The sequence below is a fragment of the Aeromicrobium chenweiae genome (assembly GCF_003065605.1).
GTDB lineage: Bacteria > Actinomycetota > Actinomycetes > Propionibacteriales > Nocardioidaceae > Aeromicrobium > Aeromicrobium chenweiae.
Genome location: NZ_CP026952.1, coordinates 448,188 through 471,319, shown reverse-complemented (window position 1 = coordinate 471,319; position 23,132 = coordinate 448,188). Strand labels below are relative to the sequence as shown.

Sequence of the window (23,132 nt, the reverse complement as noted above, 5' to 3'; positions counted from 1 at the left end):
GGACGGTGCGGGCCTGGCAGCCTCCCGACCCCTACCGCCCGTCCCCCGGTTCCACAGGGTCGATGACCTGCGCTGAGACCCGTTTGCCAACGTGGCTGAACTCAATGGACGCCCCGTCCCTGTGCCAGAAACCCGCAGGTCTCGCTTCACCGCCCCCGGTCGGCTTCGTGATGGGAAACTTCAGACCCACCTGGTGGCCAGCCAGGTTCGGTCGCGCAGCGTCCTGGCCGGCCAGGCCGGGGTGCGGCGCCACAGAAAGCCCACGGGGCACCTCACGACCCTTGAAGTGCTGGCAGGCGGCGACATGGAAAAGCGCGCCGTGAACGTACGACATCATCATCGACTCCGCAAGCAGGTGCCGGTAGTCCAGCTGCAGCTGAGTCACCTCCAGGCCGCCGCCCCGACGAGTTCCAGGCGTCTTGGCCCGAGACATGAACTCCAGAACTGGCCTCTCAAAGATGTTGAAGGACGTGTCGCCGTCAAAGGCGGAGACAGGGACGTTACCGTCGGCATCTGGCCCGACAGTTGTGAAGGGCACTTTGAGGTCGGCTCTGCCTCGGACTGCGAGCCCATGCTTGACCTTGTTGTGAGCAGTGTTGATGTCCAGCTCGGACGGGCCGAGGAGCTCGACAGCGCGCTCGACCCACTCCGCACACAGATCAGCGAAGCCTCCCAAGTAGGACTGGTCCGCCGCGTTCTCGATGGTTACGGACGGCGGCACGATCAGCCGAGCGAAACCAAACTCACCGAGGTCATCCGCGGCCTTCCTGACCGCGTCAAGAAGTTGGCTGATCTGGACGTTCTTGTCGTCGGTGAGACGCGACCACAGGCTCGTTGAGGGCATGCCCGAGATGAGCGACCGTTCGGCAGCCCCGACGAGCAATCTGACCAATGCTTCCGCGACATGGTGTCGGAGGGCAAAGGCATCAACCGCCACTTGAGCAGACACGGTCATTGCCTCGGGCTGGGCAACGCCGCCCTCGTTGCGCATGACCGCCCGCATGATCGGGAAGAGATCAGGTCGCCCGATGTCTTCGGCGACGTCAGGGGCGCCGCCGAGGTGGTCCCCCTGTGCGGGTTGCGGCTCAGTAGCGTCGTTCTCGCTTTCGTCTCCGGGGCCTCCGCCAGAGAACCTAGCCCAGGCATGCAGCATCCCGATGCGTGCCACGAAGTAGCCAAACGGGTCCGAGGTGAGGAAGGTATCGTCCAGTTCACGGATCTGATCTGGAGTCTCCAGGGTGCCCTCGGGCGGCGGGTACATGCGCGTTCCTTCCGGCAGTGGAAGTCCCACGGTATTGGTCGGGACTGACCAGAGGCCCTCACCCACACCGCGTTCGCGTCGTGTCGGTGGCGTGAGACATGCTCTTCCTGATCCCCAGCTCCGGTCGGATCCCCTAGGTGAGGACCTGCTCATGACCACTGAAAACCCGCCCGTAGGTTCTGCGAGCAGGTCGATGCTCAAGATCGTGTACTTCGATGAGCAGTCCGCGTCCGACTACTTGGACATCTCCGCCGGCGGCGCCGCGGAGTCCAAAGCTGAGTACATCAAGAACCGGACTGCTGACATGCATGGCCAAGTCGAGTCCAAGCTTGTCGCGAAGTTCAGCTGGCTTCCCTTTCTGGGCGCTTCAGCCGAGGCGAGTGGAGGACTGGACGTGTCGCGGGTCGGGCAGAGCATCCTCAGCAAGACTCTGTCGAACACCATTCTTACCGACTACCTCGAGGAGGTCGCCGGAGACGAATGCGTGCGCCCCTTGCGTGATTACAAGGTGACCGCGCCCGCGGACTCGATGGCGTTCATGAAGATGTACACCCCGTACATGGTCATCGCGAGAACCGAGGACACTGGGTTCGACCTCGCCCGGATGGACGAAGCTCTCGAGCGCGCCAAGGGCTACTACGAGCTGTTGGCTGAGAGCAGCGTCGACCCTTCGGAGAAATGCGTTCTGAGGTTCAACATCGGAGCATTTCGGAACAACTACGGCTTGACTGACCTAGGACGCATGCGGCTCGTCTACCACGCCATCCTGGTCGGCAGCAGCACAGAAGCTGGCCTGAGTGTCGATGCGGAGATGGGCGACGCACCTCAGCACACGAGCAAGTCTCCGACTGCCCTGGACGTAGTGGACGGCCCAGTCGCCGGTTCGGACTCCGAAGTGCTGCTCGACGTCTACGACGTCGTCCTTGCAGGAGTCGAACATGGCGTCTGAGCCCAAGATCGTCATCTACTACGGACCACCGTCTTGGTTTCATGACCAGGTGGGAGCCTCGAAGACCAAGAACTTTATGACACTGATCAACGAGCGAGACGCACTCCGCAAGCTCTTTCGGGTCGTTGTTGCTGGCCACGACGGCGAGGAGCCGATCAGCAAGTTGCGGCGTCCCAACCGGGTGGTGGCAGAGTCAGCCGATTTCGCCAGCATCCAGGAGCACGCGATCACCAACTTCGCCAACCTCGTCCAGGAACTTCACCCGAAGCACTTGCTCCTCAACAACCCACCCTCCCGGGTCCACGAGCAGCTAATTCGCGCTTTTCCGTCCACTCGGGTCGAGCGCCACACATACCCGACGATCACCCCTGAGACGCTTCGACAGTTCCGCGACGGGTTCGCGGATCACCTCGTGGGACAGCGGACCGTGAGGGAACTGCTGCTCGCAACGATGTACCCACTCATCCGTCCAGGACGAACCAAGCCAGTAGTCGTCATGCTGTACGGACCGTCAGGAGTCGGTAAGACGGAGACCGCGCATTTCATCAACGGCCTACTTGGCGGCGACCTCCTGCGCAAACAGTTCTCGATGTTCCACAGCGACAAGTTCGCGTCGTACCTGTTCGGGGGCGAGCACTCCGAAGCTTCCTTGGCACGTGACCTGCTGGACCGTGAGTCCGGCGTGATCCTGATCGACGAGTTCGACAAGGCGAACCCGGTGTTCCACAGCGCCTTCTACGAGCTGTTCGACAGCGGTCGTTTCGTCGACAAGAACTACTCGGTCGACGTCGGTCCGGCCCTTTTCATTTGCACGTCCAACTACAAGACGGACGTCGAGATCCGGGAGGCGCTAGGCGACGCCTTGGCGTCGCGCTTCGACGCCCTCATCGAATACACGCCCTTGACCCAGGACGAGATAGTCCAGGTTGTCGAACGGACGGTCAGCAGCAAGGTCGCGAAGTTGTCCGCCGAAGAGCAAGAGCACGTCGACCGCAGCGACCTGCTCAGCCGCCTGTTGGTTCAACTGGTTGATGGGCCGGGAAACGTGAGGCAGATCGGTAAGACAATCGACTCCAGCATCGGCCTTGTCTTGGTCAGATCCATGCTTTCGGAGCATCTCGCAGCCGCCCCCACGGAGACCGGGATGGAGGCGCCTTCTCAGTCCGCTGAAGCCTGACGCGAGGTCACCCGGTTCGGCACGGGCAGGCCTACTGAACTACACGCATGTTGTCCCGAGGGTTCTCCCTAGGCACCGGCCACGCCGGACCAGACCTCTGCGATACTCGGTCTCGGGCTAGTGGCATTCTCCGGAAGGTTCTCCGGATTATTGTCCCCATGTCCCGGGCCTCTAGCTCAATTGGCAGAGCAGCGGACTTTTAATCCGCGGGTTGTGGGTTCGAGTCCCACGGGGCCCACCGACCGGCGCCGGATCCCCAGGCGCCAGATGCTCGTCGTCCTGGACCTGCCCAGCCTGCCTAGGCTTGACGCATGGGCCATACGATCAGCGGCTACGCCGAGTTCGTCGTGGAGGTGCAGGCGATCGTCGACGACTCGGCCAACGTGGAACGGTTCGTCTCCGAGATCCAGGACAGCCAGGCGGCCAGGTACCTGACGCTCCTGCCGTCCGGAAACGACTACCCGCCCGCGGGCGCGATGGTGGCGGGCCTGATCGCCAGCTCGCACTACGTCCGCTACTCGGGACCGGCGGGCGGGATCGTCGCAGGGATGTCCTTCCTCCGCGAGCTGTGCCGCGAGTGCTTCCCGCGGGAGCACTAGCCGCCCGTCGCTCCAGACGACGGGTGGGCAGCGTGACATACCAGCGGAATGCGCGGAACGTCACGCGCGGTTCCTACCCTCTTCTCAGGTGTCCCTCGTATTGTGGGACGTCTGCCGGTTCGCACCGGCGGCCACGAGACACGCCCCGACACAACAGGAGACGATGGTGAGCAGCCCAGAAGCGCCGGCCCCCGAGCCGACGCCCGCGACGCCACCGACCTCCCGCAAACGGGTGCGGCCGCGCGGCCGGCGCATCGCGCGCGCCTTCGGCATAGGCGCGCTGGCGCTGAGCCTCGTCCTGGGTGTCGGAGCTGCGGCAGCGTACTGGAAGTTCAACCACAACATCGAGTCGAAGGCCCTGGACGACAAGGACCACGTCGTCACCGACGACACCCCGAAGGGCGCCCTCAACGTCCTGTTCATCGGCTCGGACTCCCGCAAGCTCAAGACCAAGGGCTACGGCAAGGAGGAGGGGCAGCGCAGCGACGCCCTGATGCTGGTGCACTTCGCCAAGAACAACACCCGCATCGACGCGGTGCAGATCCCCCGCGACACGCTGACCGACCTGCCCTCCTGTGACGACACCGGCAGCGGCGCGTTCGCCGGCGGACCACAGCAGATGATCAACTCGGCCCTGGCCGGCGGGCCGTCCTGCTCGGTGCGTGCGGTCGAGCAGCTGAGCGGTGTGCACATCAACCACTTCGTGCAGCTCGACTTCGACGGCTTCGCCTCGATGGTCAACGCTCTCGGTGGCGTCAAGGTGTGCCTCAACCAGGCGATGGTCGACCCCGACGCGAAGCTCGATCTGCCCGCCGGCGAGCAGAAGCTCAGGGGCAAGGACGCCCTTGCGCTGGCCCGCACCCGGCACGCCGTGGGCGACGGCAGCGACATCGGCCGCCTCGGACACCAGCAGGTCGTGATGTCCTCGATCATCAACCAGGCCCGCAGCGCCGGCACCCTCACCCGGCCCGATCGCCTGCTCAAGTTCATCAACGCGCTCACGTCGTCCATCACGGTCGACGACGGGATCTCGTCCATCCCGAAGCTCACGTCGCTGGCCAAGCGCGCCCGGGCCGTCGACGACTCCGACATCCGGTTCGTGACGATGCCGAACGGAACGGCGCCGACGGACCCCAACCGCGTCGTCAAGACCGCGGATGCCGACACCATCTTCGCCGCGATCGCGAAGGACAAGAAGGTGCCGGTCGAGGGCTCCGAGGACGACCAGAAGGCCACCCGCGCCGCCCTGGTGAAGATCCTGAACGCGGCGCAGACCGACGGGCTGGCGACCTCGGCGCAGACGGCGATGACCGGGCTGGACTACACGGTCAGCGGCACCGAGAACGCCCAGAAGCCCGCGAAGAAGACCCGCATCTTCGTCGACGGCACCCCCGAGGCGATGACCACCGCCGACGCCATCAACCGCGACTTCGGCTTCAAGGCGGAGATCGTCGTCCACACGAGCGGCATGAGCGGCGTCTGGCTGATCCTGGGATCGGACCGCATCGCCGGCGGCGTGCAGCCGAACGCCCCGAAGCCGGTCAAGGCCACGACACGCACCGCCAGCGAGTCGCTCTGCGCCTGATCCGCGCTTGATCCAGGTCGCGCGGGGTACGACCGGCGCATGAGCCAGTCACCGGACGAACCCCTGTCCCCCGACGAAGCCGCCGACAACCCGGAGGTCGACTCGCCCCAGCCGTTCGAGCCCAGCGTCAGCAACCCCGACGCCGACGGGGTCGACGACTCCGCCTCATGACCGTGATCGGGGCCGTGCGCTCCATCGTGCTCGAGTGCCGTGACCCGGAGCCGCTCGCGGTGTTCTGGTCGCAGGTGCTCGGGCACGAGATCGCGCAGCGCGACGACGACTGGTGGGCCCTGGAACGGCCGACCGGCGGACCGCGCCTGGCCTTCCAGGTCGTCGAGGACTTCGCCCCGCCCCCGTGGCCGGGACGTACCGGCGAGCAGCAGATCCACCTCGACGTCGAGGTCGACGACCTCGACCGGGGCACCGAGGAGGTCGTCCGGCTGGGCGCGCGCATCCTGTCCGACGTCGTGGACGAGGACGGCGACCCGTGGCGCGTCTTCGCCGACCCTGCCGGGCACCCGTTCTGCCTGGTCTCCTTCGCCTGAGTCAGTCCCCGTGCACGCAGCGACCGTCGACGTACGTGCGCAGCACCCGGACGTCACCGATCTGCTCGACCGGCACCGCCAGGACGTCGTGGTCGACGACGGCGAGGTCCGCGGCCGCGCCCACCGCGATGCGTCCTGAGACGTCCTCGAGCCGGTTCACCCAGGCGCTGCCTTCCGTGTAGGCCTGCAGCGCCTCGGCAACCGTCAGTCCCTGGTCCGCGAGCAGCGCCGCACGATCGCTTCCCGGCGACCGACGGTTGACCGCGACGTGCATCGCGCCGAAGGGGTCGGGCGACGACACGGGCCAGTCGCTGCCGAACGCGAGCCGCGCGCCGCTGGCGAGCAGCGACCGGAACACGTACTGCTGCTCCTTCGCCGCCGTGCCGAGGAACGGCAGCGTCAGGTCGGCCATCTGCTCGTCCAGGCACGCCCACAGTGGTTGCGCGTTGGCCGTGACGTCGAGCGCTGCGAACCGGGGCACGTCGTCCGGATGGACGATCTGCACGTGAGCGAGGTGGTGCCGGTTGCCCCGCCGGCCGTTGACCGCGGCCGCGTGCTCGATCGCGTCGAGACTGTCGCGGACGGCCCGGTCCCCCAGAGCATGGACGTGCACCTGGAAGTCGGCGGCGTCGAGCTGCTGGACGTACGACGCGAGGTCGGCGCGCTCGATGAAGCTGAGACCGTGGTTCGCGGTCGGGCGGCCGTGGCCGTCGAGGTAGGGATCGATCACCGCTGCGGTGAACGTCTCGCACACCCCGTCCTGCATGATCTTGACGCTGCCCGCATCGATGCCGGCGGCCGCGGCCCGCGCCCGCCGGTCGAGGAGCTCCGGGATCTGCTCGGCGCCTCGCGCCCGGTCCCACCACAGGGCGGTGACGACCTTGGCCGTCAGGGAACCGTCACGTGCCGCGGCCAGGTAGGTGTCGAGCGAGTCAGCCATCCCGAGACCCGTCCCGACGAGTGCGTCCTGCCACCCCACGATGCCCCAGGAGTGCAGGTACGCCTGGGCGCTCAGCAACGCCCGGGTCTGCTCCGCCGGGGTGGGCGGCGGGACCAGGGCACGGACGAGCTCCATCGCGCCCTCGTGGAGCGCGCCGGTCGGCTCTCCGTCCACGTCCCGCTCGATGCGACCGTCGCTCGGGTCCGGCGTCGTCCGGTCGATCCCGGCGCGGCGCAGGGCCGCGGTGTTGACCCAGGCGCTGTGGTGGTCCCGGTTGGGCAGGAACGCGGGCCGGTCGGGCAGCACGTGGTCGAGCGCCGCAGCGGTGGGGACGCCGCCGGGGAACGCGTCCATCGACCAGCCGCCCCCGAGGACCCACTCCGCCTCGGGACGCGACGTCGCGTACGCCGCGATGCGGTCGAGGTAGCCGTCGACATCGCCTCCGCCGGTGAGGTCGCACGCGTTCATCTCGAGTCCCGCCTGCACCGGATGCACGTGCGCGTCGTGGAAGCCCGGCAGCACCCAGGCCCCGCCCAGGTCGACGACCTCCGCCCCCGCCGGCAGGTCGGACCCGATCGCGACGATGCGGCCTGCACGGACGGCGATCGAGTCGGCGGTCACCGACCACCCGGCGCCGTCGTGGATGCGTGCGTTGGTGAGGACGAGATCAGCCACCATGTGACCAACCTGCCAGACGGCGGCCCGCCTGGGTTCCCGTCAGGCGCGCTCGACGACGTCCGCGATGCGGTCGAGCAGCCAGCCGGTTCCGTGCTCCCGCCCTGCGGCGGCCTCGGGGCCGGGACCGTGGACGCCATCGAGGTGGACCCCCTGCTCGGTGAACGTCAGGTGCGTCCCGGCCTCGGTCGGCTCGAGGACCACGGTCGTGATCGAGGTCGACGCGTGCACGCCGTCGTTCCACATGTCGTACACGTAGACGATGCGTTCCCGGTCCACGATGTCGGTGTAGGTCGCACGGAACTCGCTGCGCTGGCCGTTCATCGTCCCGCTGTTGATCGCGACGCCGCCGACGCGGAAGTCCTCGGAGACCTCGACGTCCTCGAAGTCGCCGCCGCCGAACCACTGCTTCTTGAGGTCCGGGTCGGCGAAGGCCGCCCACACCCGGTCGACCGGAGCCGCATAGTCGCGCTCCAGGACGAAGGTGGCGTGGGTCTGGGTACGTGCGGTGGTGGTGCTCATGTCAGCTCTCCTTGCTGTCGGGCCTGCGATGGGTGCCGGGATCGGCGGCGAGGAGCACATCGAGACGGTCGAGCCGCTGCTCGGCGGGCAGCCGCTGGCGGCCGACCCACTCCCCCGCGACGCTCAAGGCGTCGGGGGCGAGCTGGTACGTCCGGACCCGGCCGACCTTCTCCGAGGTGACGATCCCGGCCTCCTCCAGCACCTTGAGGTGCTGGACGATCGCCGGGAGCGACATCCCGTGCGGCTCGGCGAGCTCGGTCACCGACGCCGGCCCCATGGCCAGGCGCTCGACCAGTGCGCGCCGCGTCCCGTCGGCGAGAGCGCGGAACACCCGGTCGAGCCGCTCCTCATACTTAACCATGCACTTAAATATCGCTCGGCTGGCCGGAATGTCAACACCCACCGAGTGGGCCGATCCGGGGAGCCGCGTCTTCGATAGGTTGACGTCCATGACCGCCCTCAAGAGCCCCTGGCTGATCGCCTTCGGCGTGGTGGCCGTCGTGCACCTCGTCCTCAACGGGACCGGCCCGGCCCCCTGGGACAGCATCAGCAAGTGCCTGCTCGCGCCCCTGCTCGCCGTGTGGGTCCTCGAGCAGCAGGGCCCTCGGCTGCTCGCGGTGGCGCTGGCGTTCTGCTTCCTCGGCGACCTGTTCCTCGAGATCGAGGACATGTTCACTGCCGGCATGGCCGCGTTCGCGATCGCACACGTCTGCCTCATCACCTTCTTCGTGCGCCGCGGCGCGATCGACCGGTTACGGCGCCGGCCGATGATCCTGGTCGCGTACGTCGTGCTGGCGGTCGGGCTCGTGGCGTGGTGCTGGGGTGGGCTGGAGCCCGGTCTCAAGCCCCTCGTCCCGGTGTACGCGGCACTGCTGCTCGGCACCGCTGCCGCCGCGCTCTCGACCGATCTGCGCGCCGGGATCGGTGGCGCGCTCTTCCTCGTGTCCGACGGCATCATCGCCCTGTCCGAGGCCGGACGCATCGACGGGGACGCCGTCGTGACCGGCCTGGCCATCATGGCGCTGTACATCCTGGCGATCTTCTTCCTGACCACCGGCATGCTGTCCCGGGAGAAGAGGACGCTCGCCGCCGGCGACGGCTTCGACCCCACCGTGCGCACCGACTGCTGGCCGCGGCTGCCGGCTGCCCAGTCGTAGATGCCGCGGAGCGACGCCCCGCCGGTCGACGCGCCTGTGCTCGGGTCCGACCGGACGTACCGCTGGGCCAACCGGGTCTTCGGCACCCTGTTCCGGCTCATGGGCTACCGGTTCGACGTGCGCGGCGCGGAGCACATCCCGGCCACGGGCCCGGCCGTGCTCGCCGGCAACCACATCGGGTTCCTCGACTTCACGTTCATCGGGTACGCCGCTCGCGACCGCGGACGTCTCGTGCGGTTCATGGCGAAGACCTCCGTGTTCGAGCTGCCGGTCGTCGGGCGGCTCATGCGGGCCATGCGGCACATCCCGGTCGACCGTCGGCACGGCGCACGGGCCTACAGGCGGTCCCTGCGCCTGCTCGATGCCGGCGATCTCGTGGGCGTCTTCCCGGAGGCGACGATCAGCCGCTCGTGGCTGCTCAAGCCGTTCAAGCGCGGCGCGGCGGCGATGGCCGTCAACCGCCGGGTCCCCGTCGTCCCGGTCGTCGTCTGGGGCGGGCATCGGGTCCTGACCGTGGACGGCCGTCGCTCGCTGCGCCGGGGCATGCCGATCACCGTCATCGTCGGTGAACCCCTGTGCCCGCGGCCCGACGAGAGCGTCGACGCACTGACGACGCGGCTCCGCACCCGGATGGAGGGGCTGCTCGCCGAGGCCATCGAGACCTACCCCGAGGCGCCGCGCGACGAGGACGACAGTTGGTGGCTGCCATACGATCACGGTGGGAGCGCCCCCGACATCGAGACCGCTGCCGTGCTCGACCGCGAGGCCGTCGCACGCAGCGGTGACACGATCGACGAGGAACCGCGCACCGTCGAGTGACCGCAGGAGGTACACCATGACGTACGGCTCCATCACCCAGGTCCCCGTGGGCGACCTGACCTTCGACGTCCGGACGACCGGGCCCGAGGACGGCGAACCCATCATCTTGCTGCACGGGTTCCCCGAGACCTCGCTGTCCTGGGCATCCGTGGCCGGACGACTCACCGACGCGGGCTTCCGCGTGATCGCTCCCGACCAGCGCGGCTACTCCCCGCACGCGCGGCCCGAGGGCGTCGAGGCGTACGCGACCGACCTCCTCGTGGCGGACGTCCTCGGCATCGCCGACGCACTGGGGCTCGGGACGTTCCACCTCGCCGGACACGACTGGGGCGCCGTGGTCGCGTGGCTCGTCGCGGCCCACCACCCCGACCGGGTCAGGACGCTGACCGCCGTGTCGGTGCCGCACCTCGCGGCGTACAACGCTGCCCTCCGTGACGACCCCGACCAGCAGCGCAGGGCCGCCTACATCCAGCTGTTCCGCGAACCGGCCGGCCGGGCCGAGGAGCTGCTGCTCGCCGACGCCGGTCAGCGGATCACCGCGATGTACGGCGACGCGGTCCCGATCGGCCTGGTCGTCCGTTACGTCGCGCACCTCGCCGAGCCGGGAGCGCTCACCGCGGCACTCAACTGGTACCGCGCCATGACCGCCGAGCTCGCCTCGACACCCCACGTCCAGGTCCCGACGACGTTCGTCTGGGGCGCCCAAGACATGGCCATAGGCCGCGTCCCGGCGGAGGCCTGCGGCGACTTCGTCGACGCGGACTACCGGTTCGTCGAGCTCGACGGCATCGGGCACTGGGTCCCCGAGCAGGCACCCGACTCGCTCGCGGAGGCGATCATCGTCCGCGCGAGGGCGTGACGCTGGCCGAGGACCTCGCCGGCACGACCCCGTCACGGTCCTGCGCTCCGCGTGGTCCTAGCCGCGCCACCCGTCCGGGTCAGGCGATGCCCGCTACCGGCTCGGTGACCTGCTTGAGCGGCCAGCCGGCCGGGTCGTCGAGGCTGCGGCCCACGGTGCGGGCGTAGCGGTTCCAGTCCTCGGCGCGGTCGGCGTACCAGCCGCCCTGCCGGTGCATGAGGTCCTGGAGCGTCCCCGCGGCCACGTCGGGGTGACGCCGGCCGATCTCGTGGGCGATCTCGCGGGCGGCGAACGCATCGGCCGCGGCGTCGTGGGCGTTGTCGAGGCTGATGCCGTAGTAGGCCGCGACGTCGGTGAGGCGACGGGGACCCAGACCGCCACGCTCGATGCCCCAGTCGATGACGTAGGGGTCCACGACCAGCAACCGGTCCCAGTCGGGCTGGGCGAGACCCCAGCGCTCGGCCTCGGCCCGCAGCATCGTCAGGTCGTACGCCGCGTTGAACACCACCAGCCCGACACCGCGATCGACCAGGTCCTGCACCCACGTGACGATCTCGGCGATCGCGTGGACCGGTGCCGGGGCGTCGGCGAGCGCCTCGGCGGTCAGGCCGTGCACGGCGGCCGAGGCCGCCGGGATCGGCACACCAGGGTTGACCAGCCCGGAGACGTCACGGCCGCGGTCGTCCAGCAGCGCGTAGCTCAGCACCCGGTCGGTCAGCGGGTCGACTCCGGTCGTCTCGAAGTCCAGGGAGGCCAGCGGCGCGACGTGCCAGCCGGGGTGGTCGCCACGCGGCGGCGGCGTCGGCGAGCAGCTCAGGCACATGGTCAGCCACCGGCCGGGGCGCCCGATCAGCCGGCCCGCCGCGATCGCGACGGCCGAGCTGCACTCGGCGCACGTGCCGGCGTACTTGTTGGATCTCATGTGCTGACTCCTGCTCGTGGCTGAGGGCATCACGCTAGCCGTCGGCTGAGACAGCCCCCGCGTGCCACCCGTGAGCGGTACGCTCGTCCCACTTCACACATCTCGGGGGGATTGATGAAGAAGACAGCATTCGCCGGACGCACCGCCGTCATCACCGGAGCCGGTGGCGGCATCGGCCGCGCCGCCGCCGTCCAGGCCGCCGCCAAGGGAGCCCGCCTCGCCCTCACCGACGTCGACGCGGCGGGGCTCGAGGCGACGGTGGCCCTCGTCGCCGACCACGTCGTCCACCACGAGGCGTTCGACATCGCGGACGAGGACGCCGTCGCGGCATTCGCCCACCGCACGCTCCTGCACGGCCCCGTCGACATCGTCATGAACGTCGCCGGCATCTCGGTCGGCGGCCGCATCCAGGACCTGACCTCCAAGGACTGGCGCGACGTCGTGGAGGTCGACCTGATGGGACCCATCCACGTCCTGTCGGCGTTCGTCCCGCCGATGATCGCGGCCGGCAACGGCGGGCACGTCGTCAACGTGTCGTCCTCCGCCGGGCTGTTCGGGCTCCCCGTCCGCGCGCCGTACAGTGCGGCGAAGTTCGGTCTCCACGGTGTCAGCGAGGTCCTGCGCTTCGACCTCGAGCAGCACGGGATCGGCGTCACCCTCCTCTGCCCCGGCGCCGTGAGGACCCCGCTGGTCAGCCGCTCGGTCCTCGCGGGCGTCGACCCCCAGCACCCGGCGATCCAGAAGATGTTCGCCGACTTCGAGCGGCAGGCCGTCTCCCCCGAGGACGCCGCGGCGGCCATGATCCGGGGCGTCGAGGGCGGCAGGTACCTCGTCTTCACCTCCCACGACGTCCGCACCGCGCACTACCTGCAGCGCTACGTGCCGTGGGCGTACCAGCGCGCGATGCGCCGGCTGAACCGCCGGTTCAGCCGCATCATGGCCCAGGCGGAGACGGAGACGGCCCCGTACGTCTGGGGGTGACGCGGGAGGCCGCGGCGACCAACGACCGGAACAGGCCCACGTCCTCGAGCGTCTCCGGATGCCACTGGACCCCGACCCAGAAGGCTCGGTCAGGTCGCTCCATGCCCTCGAGGATGCCGTCGGCCGAGCGCGCGACCGGCTCGAAGCCCGGGTGAGCCGCGACGGCCTGGTGGTGATGGCATCGCACGTCCCCCTTGTCGCCGACGGCCGCGGCGAGCCGGGTGCCGGGCACCACGTCGACGCTCGTGACACCGAAGTGCGCACCTCCGGGCGAGTGCTCCTCGTGCCCCACGAGGTCGGGCACGTGCTGGTGCAGCGTGCCTCCGTCGCGCACGGCCATGAGCTGCATGCCGCGGCAGATCCCGAGCACGGGCAGGTCCTCGACGTCCGAAGCGTCCAGCAGGGCCGTCTCCCACGCGTCGCGATCGGCCCGCCAGCCCGCCGTGCGCTCGTGCACCTGCTCCCCGTACCGCCTCGGGTCGATGTCCGCTCCGCCGGCCAGGACCAGCCCGTCCAGGCGGTGGACGACCGTGGCGGCGTCCTCGGCCCGCCCCGGCGGGAGGATCACCGCGACCGCGCCGGCCTCGGAGACCGCTCGGGCGTACGCCGCAGGCAACAGGTCGGCAGGCTTGTCCCAGACCCCCCACCGCGCAGTCTCGCGGTAGGACGTGATGCCGATGACGGGACAGGTCACGGTGGCGTCCCGCAGGTGCCGGAGGGGGACATGCGCGCTCCTTCGCGTCGGCACCCGGACCGGTGCGGCGAGGCGGCGACGTCCGCTGCGAACGTACAGCCCTCCCCGGGTGTTGTCCACGGCCCCACCGCCCGGGGCCCTAGGGCCCTGACGCGGTCCGCCGCCTCCCTCTAACGTTCGGGGCAGGGGCTCACAGCGCTTCCGGAAGGAGGCGTGCTGATGGCACCACGCGGAAAGCACACCCGGGCGCGCCCGAAGGGCAGCCCCCTCCTGTTCGCCCTGATGGCCCTGGTGGTCGTCCCGTCGGTGCTCCTCGCGGACCACTGGGGCGCCGGCTCGGCCGGGATCATCGGCGGGTTGACGGGGCTGTTCTCCCTGGTGGTCTTCATGGGAGGCCCGCTGCGAGCCGACCTGCGGATCGCCGCGGTGATGGCGCCGCTGCTGGTGGTCGCGGCGGTCGTCCCCCGGCTGGTCGCGGAGGTCTCGCGACCGACCGCGATCCTGGCCGTGGTCGTGCTCGGCTTCGTCGCCGCGCTGCTGCCGCTGCTCGGGCCGCGATTCGCCAACGCGGGCCTCGGGCTGGGGATGACGACCGTGTTCGGCTACGGCTACGCGCCCCAGGGCGGGGCCGACCACCAGCAGGTGATCGCCGCCGCCGTGGCGGGCGTCGCCGTCGCTCTCGCACTGCGGGTGCTGATGGGCGTCTCGGACCCGTCCGGGCCCACGCGCGCCCAGGTGGCGGAGGTGCTCGTCGCGGCCGATCCCGCCACGGCCACGTCCGTGGCGTTCGGCACCTGGCTCAGCGACGGCAGGCAGCGCTGGCTGGCGGACGCACTGGACGCCGCCTCGCGCTACCGGCTGGCGCTGCACACCGCGGGGCTCACGGAACCCGTCGCGCCGGGCGACCTGGCGGCGCTGCGTGACCGAGCCGCCGAGCTGGCGTCCCGGTTGAAGGCCAAGCCCTCCAAGAAGGCCACGGCACAGGAGGACGCACCTGCCGGTCCGGGCCCGGCCGGCGACGGGGCCCTCGCGGACGCGACGCAGGCGCTCGACTCCGTGGAGCAGGCGATCCGCGACCGGGACACGACCGCGGTCTCACTCGAGCACGACCGGCGCCACCAGCTGAAGGACGCGGTGCTGCACCCGTCCACCAGGCTGCGGTCCGTCCAGCTGCGGCACGCGTTCCGCACGGCGCTCGGGCTGCTGCTGATGCTGGTGATCACGTCCGGGCTCGAACGCGGCGACCCGTTGGTCTCGACCGTGCTGCTCACGACCTTCGGCATCCTCCAGGCCAGCTGGCGCGACACGGCGACGAAGGCGAGGAACAAGATCATCGGCCTCGTCGGCGGCTCGCTGTCGGTGGCCGTGATCCTCTTGGTCGTCCCGTCACGTTTCCTGGTCGCGATCGCGGTCGTGTCCCTGTGTCTCGGGCTCTGGTACATCGTCACCCGACCAGGACTGGGCAATGCGTTCATGGTCGTGGTCAGCGTCGGCTTCAACTCGGTGACCCGCGACCTGGACCCGGTGAACCTGCTCCTGCAGTACGTAGGACTCACCGCCAGCGCCGTCGTCATCGGCCTGCTGGTCGGGTTCGCGGTCGTCCCGGCGTTCCGGCCGCCGCCGCTGCGCAGGCGCATCGAGTCGGCCACCGAGGCGACGGCGGCCGTGCTGCGCGCCGCGGCCGACGGATCGCAGCCGGGCCTGGCCGACCAGGTGGCCCTGCACCGCGAGGCGACCCAGACGCAGGACGAGCTGGTGCCCGACCACGACCAGCTGGACGACGTCCAGCTGCGCGAGCTCGACACCTTGCGGACCGGGCTTCGTGACCTCACGGCCCTCGTGGACGCGACCGGCATGGACGACGCAGCACTGCAGGACGTCCTGCGCGCGCTGAGCCCGGCGGACCAGACGCTCCCGGGCCTGCAGCACCCGAACGGAGCCGGGACGCTGCAGCAGAGCTCGTCGACGGTGCGGGACCTCGCGCAGCGGGCCGGCGCAGCCGAGCGCTACCTGCTGCGGACGCTGCCGGCGAACGCCTGAGCGCGTGCGCGGTGGTGCCTAGCGCTCCTCGCGCGGCCCGTCATCGACCTCGCGTGAGCGGCGCAGCTCGTCACGCTCGCCGCGGAGCCGCTTGACCTCGGCACGACGTCCCTTGAGCCGCATGCTCAGCGCGGTGACGAGGAGCACCAGGGCTGCTCCCGCGACGACCCCGATCAGCGTCGCGGCACGGAAGCCGGGGGCCTCGACGTCCATGATCCGCTCGCCGGCGTGCGCGGCGCTGCTGTTGCCCGCCACGACCGAGAGGGTCAGCCAGTTGGGCGCCGCGAGCACGATCGCGACGAGGGCGATGATGCCGCGCCACGTCCAGCTGAGGAACCGGTGCCTGACCTGGACCAGCACCAGGAGCGGCACGGCGGTGAACAAGAACCCGTAGAACAGGCCCCAGAGCGTGCCGCGCGAGACGGCGCCGTCGACCTGGTCGCCGACGCGATGCGCCCACCACCGCGGGAAGAACGCCGCCGAGATGAGGTAGGCGACGTACGCGATGCCCACGACGATGATCGCCAGGACGATCCGCTTGACCCACCGGGGCGGTCCGACCTCTGAGTGGTCGGCGACCCGGGCGTCGACGTGGTCGTCCTCGTGCCGGGGGTTGTACGCCGCGGACTCCTCGTCGGTCATTCAGCCATCATGGCACTGCTGCGGCGTTCCGCTCAGTTGAGCGCCTTCGCCATGGCCTGCCACTCCGCGGCCCGGACGAGCCCGTCGCGACCCATGCCGGCCCGGCCCTGCACCTTCTTGACGGCGGCCAGCGTCACGGCGTCGTAGAACCCGTTGCGGTCCGCCCGCCGCAGCCCGAGCGCCCGCTGCAGGATCAGCACCGCCTTGCCCACCTGGCCCTTCCGGATCGTGCTGCCGCCGTAGTGCTTGACCCCGTGGGCGATCGCCGACGCCCGCGTGTAGCTCTTCACCGTGCGGCTCTTCACGCTGGACGGGCTGAGCGACGCCCAGGTCGGCTGGTCGAGCACACCGGTGTACGGGATGTCGTGGGCGCGCTGGTAGCGGCGCACGGCGGCCCACGTCCTGGTGTCGAAGCGCCCGGTCCGGCTCACCTTCAGCAGGGCCTGCGCCTTCTTCACCGTCGCCCCGGTGCGGCCGAACTGCCGCGTGCCCAGCGTCGTCCTGACCAGCAGCGGCGAGATGGCCGGACACGCGGTGGTCCGCGGGGTCCCCGTGCGCGCGCCGTACGTCCCCTTGAACCGGACGCAGGGGCCGTAGTCGATGGGACTGACCTTGCCGGTCCAGAACGAGACGTTGCCCCGGGCCCCGTTCCAGCTGAGCGACACGTGGACGTGGTCCTCGTGTCCCTGGCTGGCGCGCCAGCCGCCCTTGAGGTTGTACACACCCCAGATCTTCTTGTCGTAGATGACGTACATGATGCCCAGACGTCGCGCGTTGCGGCCGCCGTCGCGCGTCACCCACGCGATGAAGTCGGCGGCGGCGGCCTTCTGGCGCTTGTCCTTGGGGTCGATCATCCAGTCCCAGGCGCGGCCCTCGCTGTGCTCGGACAGCCCCTCGGTGCAGCCGCGCGAGATCGAGCCGGACCAGCCCTGCCCGTACGTCGCCATCACGAGGTTGCGGAGCTTGGTCACCCCGGGGGTGTCGACCGGGCTGCAGGACGCCTGCGGCAGGTACGGCGACGCCGGGTCCAGCTCGTCCGGCAGCGCGACGGGCGCCCGCAGCCCCTGGGGGCTCGCGGGCATGCTGATCGGCGGGTCGCCCGCGACCGCGGGGCCGGCGAGGAGACCGGTGGCCAGCACCAGCGCCACGACAGTGGTCCACATCCTGCGCACGTTCGGCCACCTCCCGGATCGCAAGGACAAGATCTCCCATGGTGCGCCCCACCAGCACCGTCTGTCACCCGATCTCGACACTTCGTGCGGACGGGATAGGTTCGGGGGGTGCGTATCGCGACCTGGAACGTCAACTCCATCCGGAGCCGAATCGACCGCGTGACGGGGTGGCTCGAGCGCAACGACGTCGACGTCCTGGCCATCCAGGAGACGAAGTGCCGCGAGGACCAGTTCCCGGGTCTCGAGCTCTCGTCGATGGGCTACGAGGTGGCCCACTTCGGCCTCAGCCAGTGGAACGGCGTCGCGCTGATCTCCCGCGTGGGCCTGGAGGACGTCGCGACCCAGTTCGCCGACGACCAGCCGAGGTTCGGCGACCCCGAGGTCGTCGAGGCGCGGTCGATCGGCGCGACGTGCGGCGGCGTGCGGGTGTGGAGCCTCTACGTCCCGAACGGTCGCGAGGTCGGCCACCCGCACTACACCTACAAGCTCGCGTGGCTCGAGCGCCTGCGCCAGGTCTCCGCGGAGTGGCTCGTCGAGAACCCCGACGCGCAGATCGCCCTCACAGGTGACTGGAACGTCGCCCCGCAGGACGACGACGTGTGGGACATGTCCGTCTTCGAGGGGCACACGCACGTCTCGCAGCCCGAGCGCGACGCGTTCCAGGGCATCGTCGACGCCGGCTTCAGCGACGTCGTGCGCCCCCACACCCCCGGGCCCGGCGTGTACACCTACTGGGACTACCAGCAGCTCGCGTTCCCCAAGAAGCGCGGCCTGCGCATCGACTTCATCCTGGCCTCGCAGGCCCTCGCCGCCCGCGTCGACTCCGCGTGGATCGACCGCGAGGAGCGCAAGGGCAAGGGTGCCAGCGACCACGCGCCCGTCGTCATCGAGATCAGCTGACGCGCCCGGCCGGGAGCCGACGCACCGCGACAGCGGCGCGGCCCTCCTGCCGTCCCCGGTATTCTGGGCGGGCACGACCGTCTCGTGCCGTGCCACGCAGTCGACCCGGAAGCGAGCACCCCCACCGGTGAGCCACCAGACCCCCGGCCTCCCTCCGCACCTCGTCGACCTCGCAGACTCCGGCGCCGTCTCCGCGGCCGAGCTGTCCGCGACCCTCCTGCGCTACGAGTACGCCGACTCGGTCGAGCTCGTGGCCCGCATGGCCTCCCACGGCACGTACACCGCCGAGCAGATCATCACGATCGCTTCCGACGTCACGGCGGGACGTCCCGTCGTCGACCGGGCGCTCGCCCCGCTGCACGCCCCGTCGATGTACGCCCTGGCGTACCTCGTGCTGGGAGAGGCGTTCGGTGCCCATGCGGACTTCACCGAGGCGGCGGACCTGTTCGCCCTCTCGCGGCGGGTCGCCGACCGCGACGGCGTCGCCCACATGTACGACCGTGAGGACATCCAGACCCATCTCGCCGTGGGCCGGGTGGACTACGTGCGCCAGCACACCTCGCAGGCCAACCCCGACGTCGCGGCCAACGACGAGCGCTCCTGGTACCACTGGGCCGCGAACACCGACATCATCAACCCGTTCCGCGGCGCCGAGCCCGCCTCGCTGGAGACCTGGCAGCGGGCCTTCAACGCCCCGTTCGTCGACCGAGGCCTCGCCACGATGTCGTTCGAGGCGACCGCGACCCCGTTCGACACCGTGCGCACGGACGCCGCCGCCGGATCCGTGGACGGCCCCCTGATCAGCATCGTCATGCCGGTCTACGCACCGACCCGGAGCCTGCTGACCGCCACCCGGTCGCTGCTGGACCAGACGTGGGGCAACGTCGAGGTCATCCTCGTCGACGACCACAGCCCGGCGGGGCACGAGGAGATCTTCGAGGAGACCCGCGCCCTCAGCGATCGCGTCTCGTACCACCGCATGCCGCAGAACGGCGGCGCCTACCGGGCCCGCAACCTCGGCCTCTCGGTCGCTCGCGGCGAGATCGCCGGCATCCAGGACGGCGACGACTGGTCGCACCCGCAGCGCCTCGAGCGGCAGATGGCGGCGTTCGGCCGCGACGAGCGGCTCGTGGCCACGCTGTCCAAGTCGATCCGCCTGCACACCGACCTCTACATGACCCGGGTCGGCTCGGTGCCGTTCGCGAAGAACGCCCCGTCGCTGCTGTTCCGCCGCGAGGCCGTCCTGGGCCGTCTCGGGCCGTACGACCTGATGCGCAAGGCGGCCGACACCGAGTACATCGAGCGCATCGCCACCGTCTTCGGCCGGGAGGCGGTTCGCACGCTCAAGGAGCCGCTGGCGCTGTACCAGCTCACCGACGGCTCGCTGTCGCGCGAGGACTTCCGTCCGAGCTGGCACCGGCCGGCGCGGGTGTCGTACCACTCGGCGTTCCGTCACTGGCACCACCGGATCCGCACGGAGGGCCTCGAGCCGCGGACGCCCGACGCCGAGGGACACCGGGCGTTCCCGGCCCCTCCGGAGCTGGAGGGCACGACGTACGCCGACACGACGCCGGACGTCGTCGTCCTGACCGATCCGCGCCCCGGGCCGCAGTCCGGCTCGGGCGTGGCCGGCGAGATCTCCGCCCTGCACGCCGCGGGGCTGCGGGTCGGGCTGGCGCGCACGGACGCGCTGCGGTTCGCGTCCCGCAGGCGTCACTACCCCCGCGCCGACGTGCTCGACCTCATGGCGCACGGCACGACGTCGTGGATGACGCTGGACGCCCCGATCGCGCCCGCAGTGCTGGTCGTCCGCGACGTCGAGCTGCTGACGCTGCCGCGATCGAGCGACACCGTCGCGATGACCCCGGGCCGCGTCGTCATCGTCGCCGACCGGATGCCCACCGAGGGCGCCGCGCCCCGTGTCTCGTGGCACCCGCCGCACGTCGAGGCGACGGTCCGCCGCATGTTCAACCGGCACGCCGAGTGGATCCCGGCCACCGAGGAGATCGGCCAGGCGATCTGGGCCAGCGGGGTCACCGGGACTATCCACCCGCCCCGGCTGATGGAGGTCGCCGCCACCGCCCCCTTCCCGCGTCGGCACGTCGACGGTCGCCTCGTGCTCGGTCTGTCCGACCCGTCGGGGTACCCGGCCGAGCAGGCGTCGCGGGCCGAGCTGGCCGCCCTGCTGCCGCGCATCGCCCACCACGACGTGCGGCTGCTGCAGGCTCCCGCCCGGGCCACGCTGCCCGGCGTCCTGGCGTTCACGACGGACATGATCACGCCGAGCGCGTTCTACGACCAGTGCGACGTCGTCGTGGTGCCGGCCCCGGCGGTCGCCGGCTCGGCGCTGCTGCGGCCCGCGATCGAGGCCATGGCCCGCGGGTGCGTCGTGATCGCCGACCCGGCCCTGCGCGGCGTGCTCGGCACGGCCGCGCTCTACGTCGGCGACGACCCGGTCGAGCAGGTGCTCGACAAGCTCGCCGCCGACCCCTCGCTGTTCGCCGAGCAGCAGGGGCGGTCGCTGGCGTTCTGCCACAATGACCTCTCCGCCGCGGCCTATGTCGCGGCGGTCCGCACGTTGACCACCACAGGGGGATCCCGATGAGCAGCACCTGGCAGGACACCGCGAAGTCGTACGTGCGTCGACTCGTCGCCGAACGCACCAAGGCCCTCGCCGTCGCGACCGCCGTCCTCCTGGTCCTCGGTGTCATCGGGCTCCTGGCCGACGAGTACGACCTCGTCCTGTTCTCGATCCTCCTGCTGCAGGGCGCGATCGCCGGCTACCTCGTCACCGCCCCGGCGCAACAGCCCGGGGCGACCGGTGACGTGCGCGCCGCCGTCGACCAGTCGTCCGCCCGCACCCTGGCGGACCTCTCCCGGGCCCGGCAGTCGATCCTCGACGCGATCGCCGAGCTCGACGCCAAGACCAAGTGAGCGGCACCGCCCCGGTCCGCCTCGTCGCGGCGAGCCTGCACGGCCTCGACGTCATCGACGGCGGTCGCACCCTCCGGCTGACCGGCACCTGCCGCCGGCCGGGCACGGACGGTGCCGAGCCCCCCGCCGACCAGACGCTCACGCTGCACTGGAGCGCCCCCGACGGCACCGAGGCGGTGCGGGTCGTCACCGAACCGCGCCTGCGCTACGAGGACGGCGCGTACCGGTGGACCGGCTACGTCGCCGACGTGCCCATCGACCGCATCCCCGCCGGCACCACCGGCCTGGAGATCGAGCTGACGGCTCCCGGCGGCGAGCCCTCCCGGGTCGCGGTCCACGCCGCTCCCGGCGCGCTGGCTGCGTCCCGCCCGATCGTCACGTCCGGCAAGCGGCTCCAGCTGTACCCCTCGGCGTCCGAGCTGGCCGAGGTGGTCACCCAGGCGTACCCGGCCGCGTTCGCGGGGATCCGCTGGCGGGCCGGTCGGGCCGTCCGCGCCCTGAAGGACATCGTCCGGCGTCGTCCGTACGCCTTCGTGCAGCCCCTGCGCACCCTCACCCGCCCGTTCTTCCTGGGCCGGGAGATCTGGCTCGTCGGCGAGCGGGCCGACACCGCACGCGACAACGGCTTCCACCTGTTCACGTACCTGCGCCGGGAACGGCCCGACATCCAGGCGTACTACGTGCTGGACCCGTCCAGCGACCGCTTCGAGGAGCTGTCCGCCCTCGGCCGGGTCGTCCGGCACTCGTCGTGGCGCCATCGCGTGCTGATGGTCCAGGCGACGGTGCTCGCGAACGCGTACTCGGTCAAGCACATGCTCCCGAGCCGCTGGAAGAAGCAGCACTACCTGCGCCAGCTCGGCTGGCGCACGGGCGGGGCGTACCGCGTCTACCTCAAGCACGGCGTGCACCTGAACACCAAGGACGTGCGGCGCCGCACCGGCGGCTACGACCTGTTCCTGACCGCGAGCCCGGCCGAGACGCAGGCCGCGCGCGCGACCTCCGGCTACGACCGCCAGATCGCGGAGACCGGCATGCCGCGCTTCGACGCCCTCGTCCCGACCCCGCCGAGCCGGACGATCCTCTACATGCCGACGTGGCGCCGCTACCTCGCCCCGGAGCTGTTCAGCACCGGCTCGAGCGGCGAGATCCCGTTCGGGGGGTCGACCTACCAGCGCTTCATCGACGGCTTCCTGTCCAGCGAGCGTCTGCACGCCCTGCTCGAGCAGCACGGCTACCAGCTGGAGCTCATGCCGCACTACAACCTGCGCGCGCAGTACGCCGACCCGGCCATCGGCGGCGACCGGATCACGGTCCTCGACGGTGGCAGCTCGGACATCCAGCAGGTCATGCGACGGTGCGACCTGTTCCTGACGGACTACTCCTCGGTGCACTTCGACCTGGCCTACCTCGGCACCCCGATGATCTACACGCACTTCGACAACGAGGAGTATGCGGCGGGGCACGCCGAGCCGTCGTGGTTCGACCACGAGCGCGACGGGTTCGGCCCGGTGACGTACGACCTGGACACGACGATCGACGCCGTCGAGCGCTACCTCGCAGCGGGCTGCGTCCGGGAGCAGAAGTACGACGACCGGGCCCAGCACGCGTTCACGTTCCACGACCACGACAACTCCCGCCGCACGGTCGAGGCCATCGAGGAGCTCATCCGCACCCGCGGGATGAGCTGACCCCACCTCCCCCGCGGGGCGCGGTGCATCCGCCACCGAATGCCGGGGGCGCGGTGGATCCGCCACCGAAA

23 protein-coding genes and 1 tRNA gene are annotated in these 23,132 nt (G+C 70.5%); 16 read left to right on the top strand and 8 right to left on the bottom strand.

Annotated features, from left to right (window positions below; all coding sequences use genetic code 11):
• Positions 1-31: 31 nt before the first annotated feature.
• Positions 32-1,261, bottom strand: coding sequence for a hypothetical protein (locus C3E78_RS02325; protein WP_108576795.1), 1,230 nt, complete (start codon positions 1,259-1,261; stop codon positions 32-34).
• A gap of 151 nt (positions 1,262-1,412) precedes the next feature.
• Between C3E78_RS02325 and C3E78_RS02320 the strand changes: the two genes are divergently transcribed.
• The 7 genes from C3E78_RS02320 to C3E78_RS02295 all read left to right on the top strand — a co-directional run bounded on the left by C3E78_RS02320 (position 1,413) and on the right by C3E78_RS02295 (position 6,116).
• On the top strand, positions 1,413-2,210 hold the full coding sequence (locus tag C3E78_RS02320; protein WP_199906912.1) for a DUF6414 family protein: 798 nt from the start codon (positions 1,413-1,415) through the stop codon (positions 2,208-2,210).
• On the top strand, positions 2,200-3,387 hold the full coding sequence (locus C3E78_RS02315) for an AAA family ATPase (RefSeq protein ID WP_108576794.1): 1,188 nt from the start codon (positions 2,200-2,202) through the stop codon (positions 3,385-3,387). Before C3E78_RS02320 ends, C3E78_RS02315 begins: the two co-directional genes overlap by 11 nt.
• Positions 3,388-3,552: 165 nt before the next feature.
• A tRNA-Lys gene (locus C3E78_RS02310) sits at positions 3,553-3,625 on the top strand.
• A 73-nt stretch (positions 3,626-3,698) separates the two neighbouring features.
• Positions 3,699-3,986 carry a hypothetical protein gene (locus C3E78_RS02305; protein ID WP_108576793.1) on the top strand — a complete coding sequence of 96 codons (288 nt, stop codon included), beginning with the start codon at positions 3,699-3,701 and terminating at the stop codon, positions 3,984-3,986.
• Between the two features lie 166 nt (positions 3,987-4,152).
• Complete coding sequence (locus C3E78_RS02300) at positions 4,153-5,571, top strand: LCP family protein (RefSeq protein ID WP_159085783.1); 1,419 nt, start codon at positions 4,153-4,155, stop codon at positions 5,569-5,571.
• A 39-nt stretch (positions 5,572-5,610) separates the two neighbouring features.
• A complete protein-coding gene (locus C3E78_RS18695; RefSeq protein ID WP_268916166.1) occupies positions 5,611-5,742 on the top strand; it encodes a hypothetical protein in 132 nt (43 codons plus the stop codon).
• Entirely contained in the window at positions 5,739-6,116 is a 378-nt protein-coding gene (locus tag C3E78_RS02295; protein WP_108576791.1) for a VOC family protein, read from the top strand. The genes C3E78_RS18695 and C3E78_RS02295 overlap by 4 nt, the downstream gene beginning before the upstream one ends.
• A gap of 1 nt (position 6,117) precedes the next feature.
• On the opposite strand, the gene C3E78_RS02290 is transcribed toward C3E78_RS02295, so the two are convergent.
• The 3 genes from C3E78_RS02290 to C3E78_RS02280 are packed head-to-tail and all read right to left on the bottom strand — an operon-like array spanning position 6,118 to position 8,614.
• Positions 6,118-7,734: an amidohydrolase gene (locus C3E78_RS02290; protein WP_108576790.1), complete on the bottom strand. Its 1,617-nt coding sequence runs from the start codon at positions 7,732-7,734 to the stop codon at positions 6,118-6,120.
• A gap of 39 nt (positions 7,735-7,773) precedes the next feature.
• Entirely contained in the window at positions 7,774-8,253 is a 480-nt protein-coding gene (locus C3E78_RS02285; protein WP_108576789.1) for an SRPBCC domain-containing protein, read from the bottom strand.
• A gap of 1 nt (position 8,254) precedes the next feature.
• Positions 8,255-8,614 carry an ArsR/SmtB family transcription factor gene (locus C3E78_RS02280; RefSeq protein ID WP_108580709.1) on the bottom strand — a complete coding sequence of 120 codons (360 nt, stop codon included), beginning with the start codon at positions 8,612-8,614 and terminating at the stop codon, positions 8,255-8,257.
• A gap of 88 nt (positions 8,615-8,702) precedes the next feature.
• Between C3E78_RS02280 and C3E78_RS02275 the strand changes: the two genes are divergently transcribed.
• The 3 genes from C3E78_RS02275 to C3E78_RS02265 are packed head-to-tail and all read left to right on the top strand — an operon-like array spanning position 8,703 to position 11,088.
• Positions 8,703-9,410, top strand: a complete 708-nt coding sequence (locus tag C3E78_RS02275; protein ID WP_108576788.1) for a lysoplasmalogenase — start codon at positions 8,703-8,705, stop codon at positions 9,408-9,410.
• The gene (locus tag C3E78_RS02270) at positions 9,411-10,229 is read left to right on the top strand and encodes a lysophospholipid acyltransferase family protein (RefSeq protein ID WP_108576787.1); all 819 of its coding nucleotides are present in this window, start codon (positions 9,411-9,413) and stop codon (positions 10,227-10,229) included.
• Positions 10,230-10,245: 16 nt separating this feature from the next.
• On the top strand, positions 10,246-11,088 hold the full coding sequence (locus C3E78_RS02265) for an alpha/beta fold hydrolase (protein ID WP_108576786.1): 843 nt from the start codon (positions 10,246-10,248) through the stop codon (positions 11,086-11,088).
• A gap of 79 nt (positions 11,089-11,167) precedes the next feature.
• Here C3E78_RS02265 and C3E78_RS02260 read toward each other — a convergent pair whose 3' ends face one another.
• Positions 11,168-12,010 (bottom strand): exonuclease domain-containing protein, encoded by an 843-nt coding sequence (locus C3E78_RS02260; protein ID WP_159085782.1) that lies wholly within the window; start codon positions 12,008-12,010, stop codon positions 11,168-11,170.
• A 114-nt stretch (positions 12,011-12,124) separates the two neighbouring features.
• Here C3E78_RS02260 and C3E78_RS02255 point away from each other — a divergent pair, with 114 nt between their 5' ends.
• Entirely contained in the window at positions 12,125-12,991 is an 867-nt protein-coding gene (locus C3E78_RS02255) for an SDR family oxidoreductase (RefSeq protein WP_108576784.1), read from the top strand.
• On the opposite strand, the gene C3E78_RS02250 is transcribed toward C3E78_RS02255, so the two are convergent.
• Positions 12,945-13,685, bottom strand: a complete 741-nt coding sequence (locus C3E78_RS02250) for a gamma-glutamyl-gamma-aminobutyrate hydrolase family protein (protein ID WP_108576783.1) — start codon at positions 13,683-13,685, stop codon at positions 12,945-12,947. The genes C3E78_RS02255 and C3E78_RS02250 overlap by 47 nt on opposite strands.
• Positions 13,686-13,904: 219 nt before the next feature.
• On the opposite strand from C3E78_RS02250, the gene C3E78_RS02245 reads away from it, so the two are divergent.
• Positions 13,905-15,725: an FUSC family protein gene (locus C3E78_RS02245; RefSeq protein ID WP_135804899.1), complete on the top strand. Its 1,821-nt coding sequence runs from the start codon at positions 13,905-13,907 to the stop codon at positions 15,723-15,725.
• A gap of 18 nt (positions 15,726-15,743) precedes the next feature.
• Here the strand turns inward: C3E78_RS02245 and C3E78_RS02240 are convergent, their stop codons facing one another.
• Positions 15,744-16,367, bottom strand: coding sequence for a hypothetical protein (locus tag C3E78_RS02240; protein ID WP_108576781.1), 624 nt, complete (start codon positions 16,365-16,367; stop codon positions 15,744-15,746).
• Between the two features lie 32 nt (positions 16,368-16,399).
• On the bottom strand, positions 16,400-17,530 hold the full coding sequence (locus C3E78_RS02235; protein WP_135804898.1) for a peptidoglycan-binding domain-containing protein: 1,131 nt from the start codon (positions 17,528-17,530) through the stop codon (positions 16,400-16,402).
• A 117-nt stretch (positions 17,531-17,647) separates the two neighbouring features.
• Between C3E78_RS02235 and C3E78_RS02230 the strand changes: the two genes are divergently transcribed.
• The 4 genes from C3E78_RS02230 to C3E78_RS02215 all read left to right on the top strand — a co-directional run bounded on the left by C3E78_RS02230 (position 17,648) and on the right by C3E78_RS02215 (position 23,061).
• Complete coding sequence (locus tag C3E78_RS02230; RefSeq protein WP_108576779.1) at positions 17,648-18,439, top strand: exodeoxyribonuclease III; 792 nt, start codon at positions 17,648-17,650, stop codon at positions 18,437-18,439.
• A gap of 127 nt (positions 18,440-18,566) precedes the next feature.
• Positions 18,567-21,044 (top strand): glycosyltransferase family 2 protein, encoded by a 2,478-nt coding sequence (locus C3E78_RS02225; protein WP_108576778.1) that lies wholly within the window; start codon positions 18,567-18,569, stop codon positions 21,042-21,044.
• Entirely contained in the window at positions 21,041-21,373 is a 333-nt protein-coding gene (locus C3E78_RS02220; protein WP_108576777.1) for a hypothetical protein, read from the top strand. Before C3E78_RS02225 ends, C3E78_RS02220 begins: the two co-directional genes overlap by 4 nt.
• On the top strand, positions 21,370-23,061 hold the full coding sequence (locus tag C3E78_RS02215; RefSeq protein WP_108576776.1) for a CDP-glycerol glycerophosphotransferase family protein: 1,692 nt from the start codon (positions 21,370-21,372) through the stop codon (positions 23,059-23,061). The genes C3E78_RS02220 and C3E78_RS02215 overlap by 4 nt, the downstream gene beginning before the upstream one ends.
• Positions 23,062-23,132: the final 71 nt, after the last annotated feature.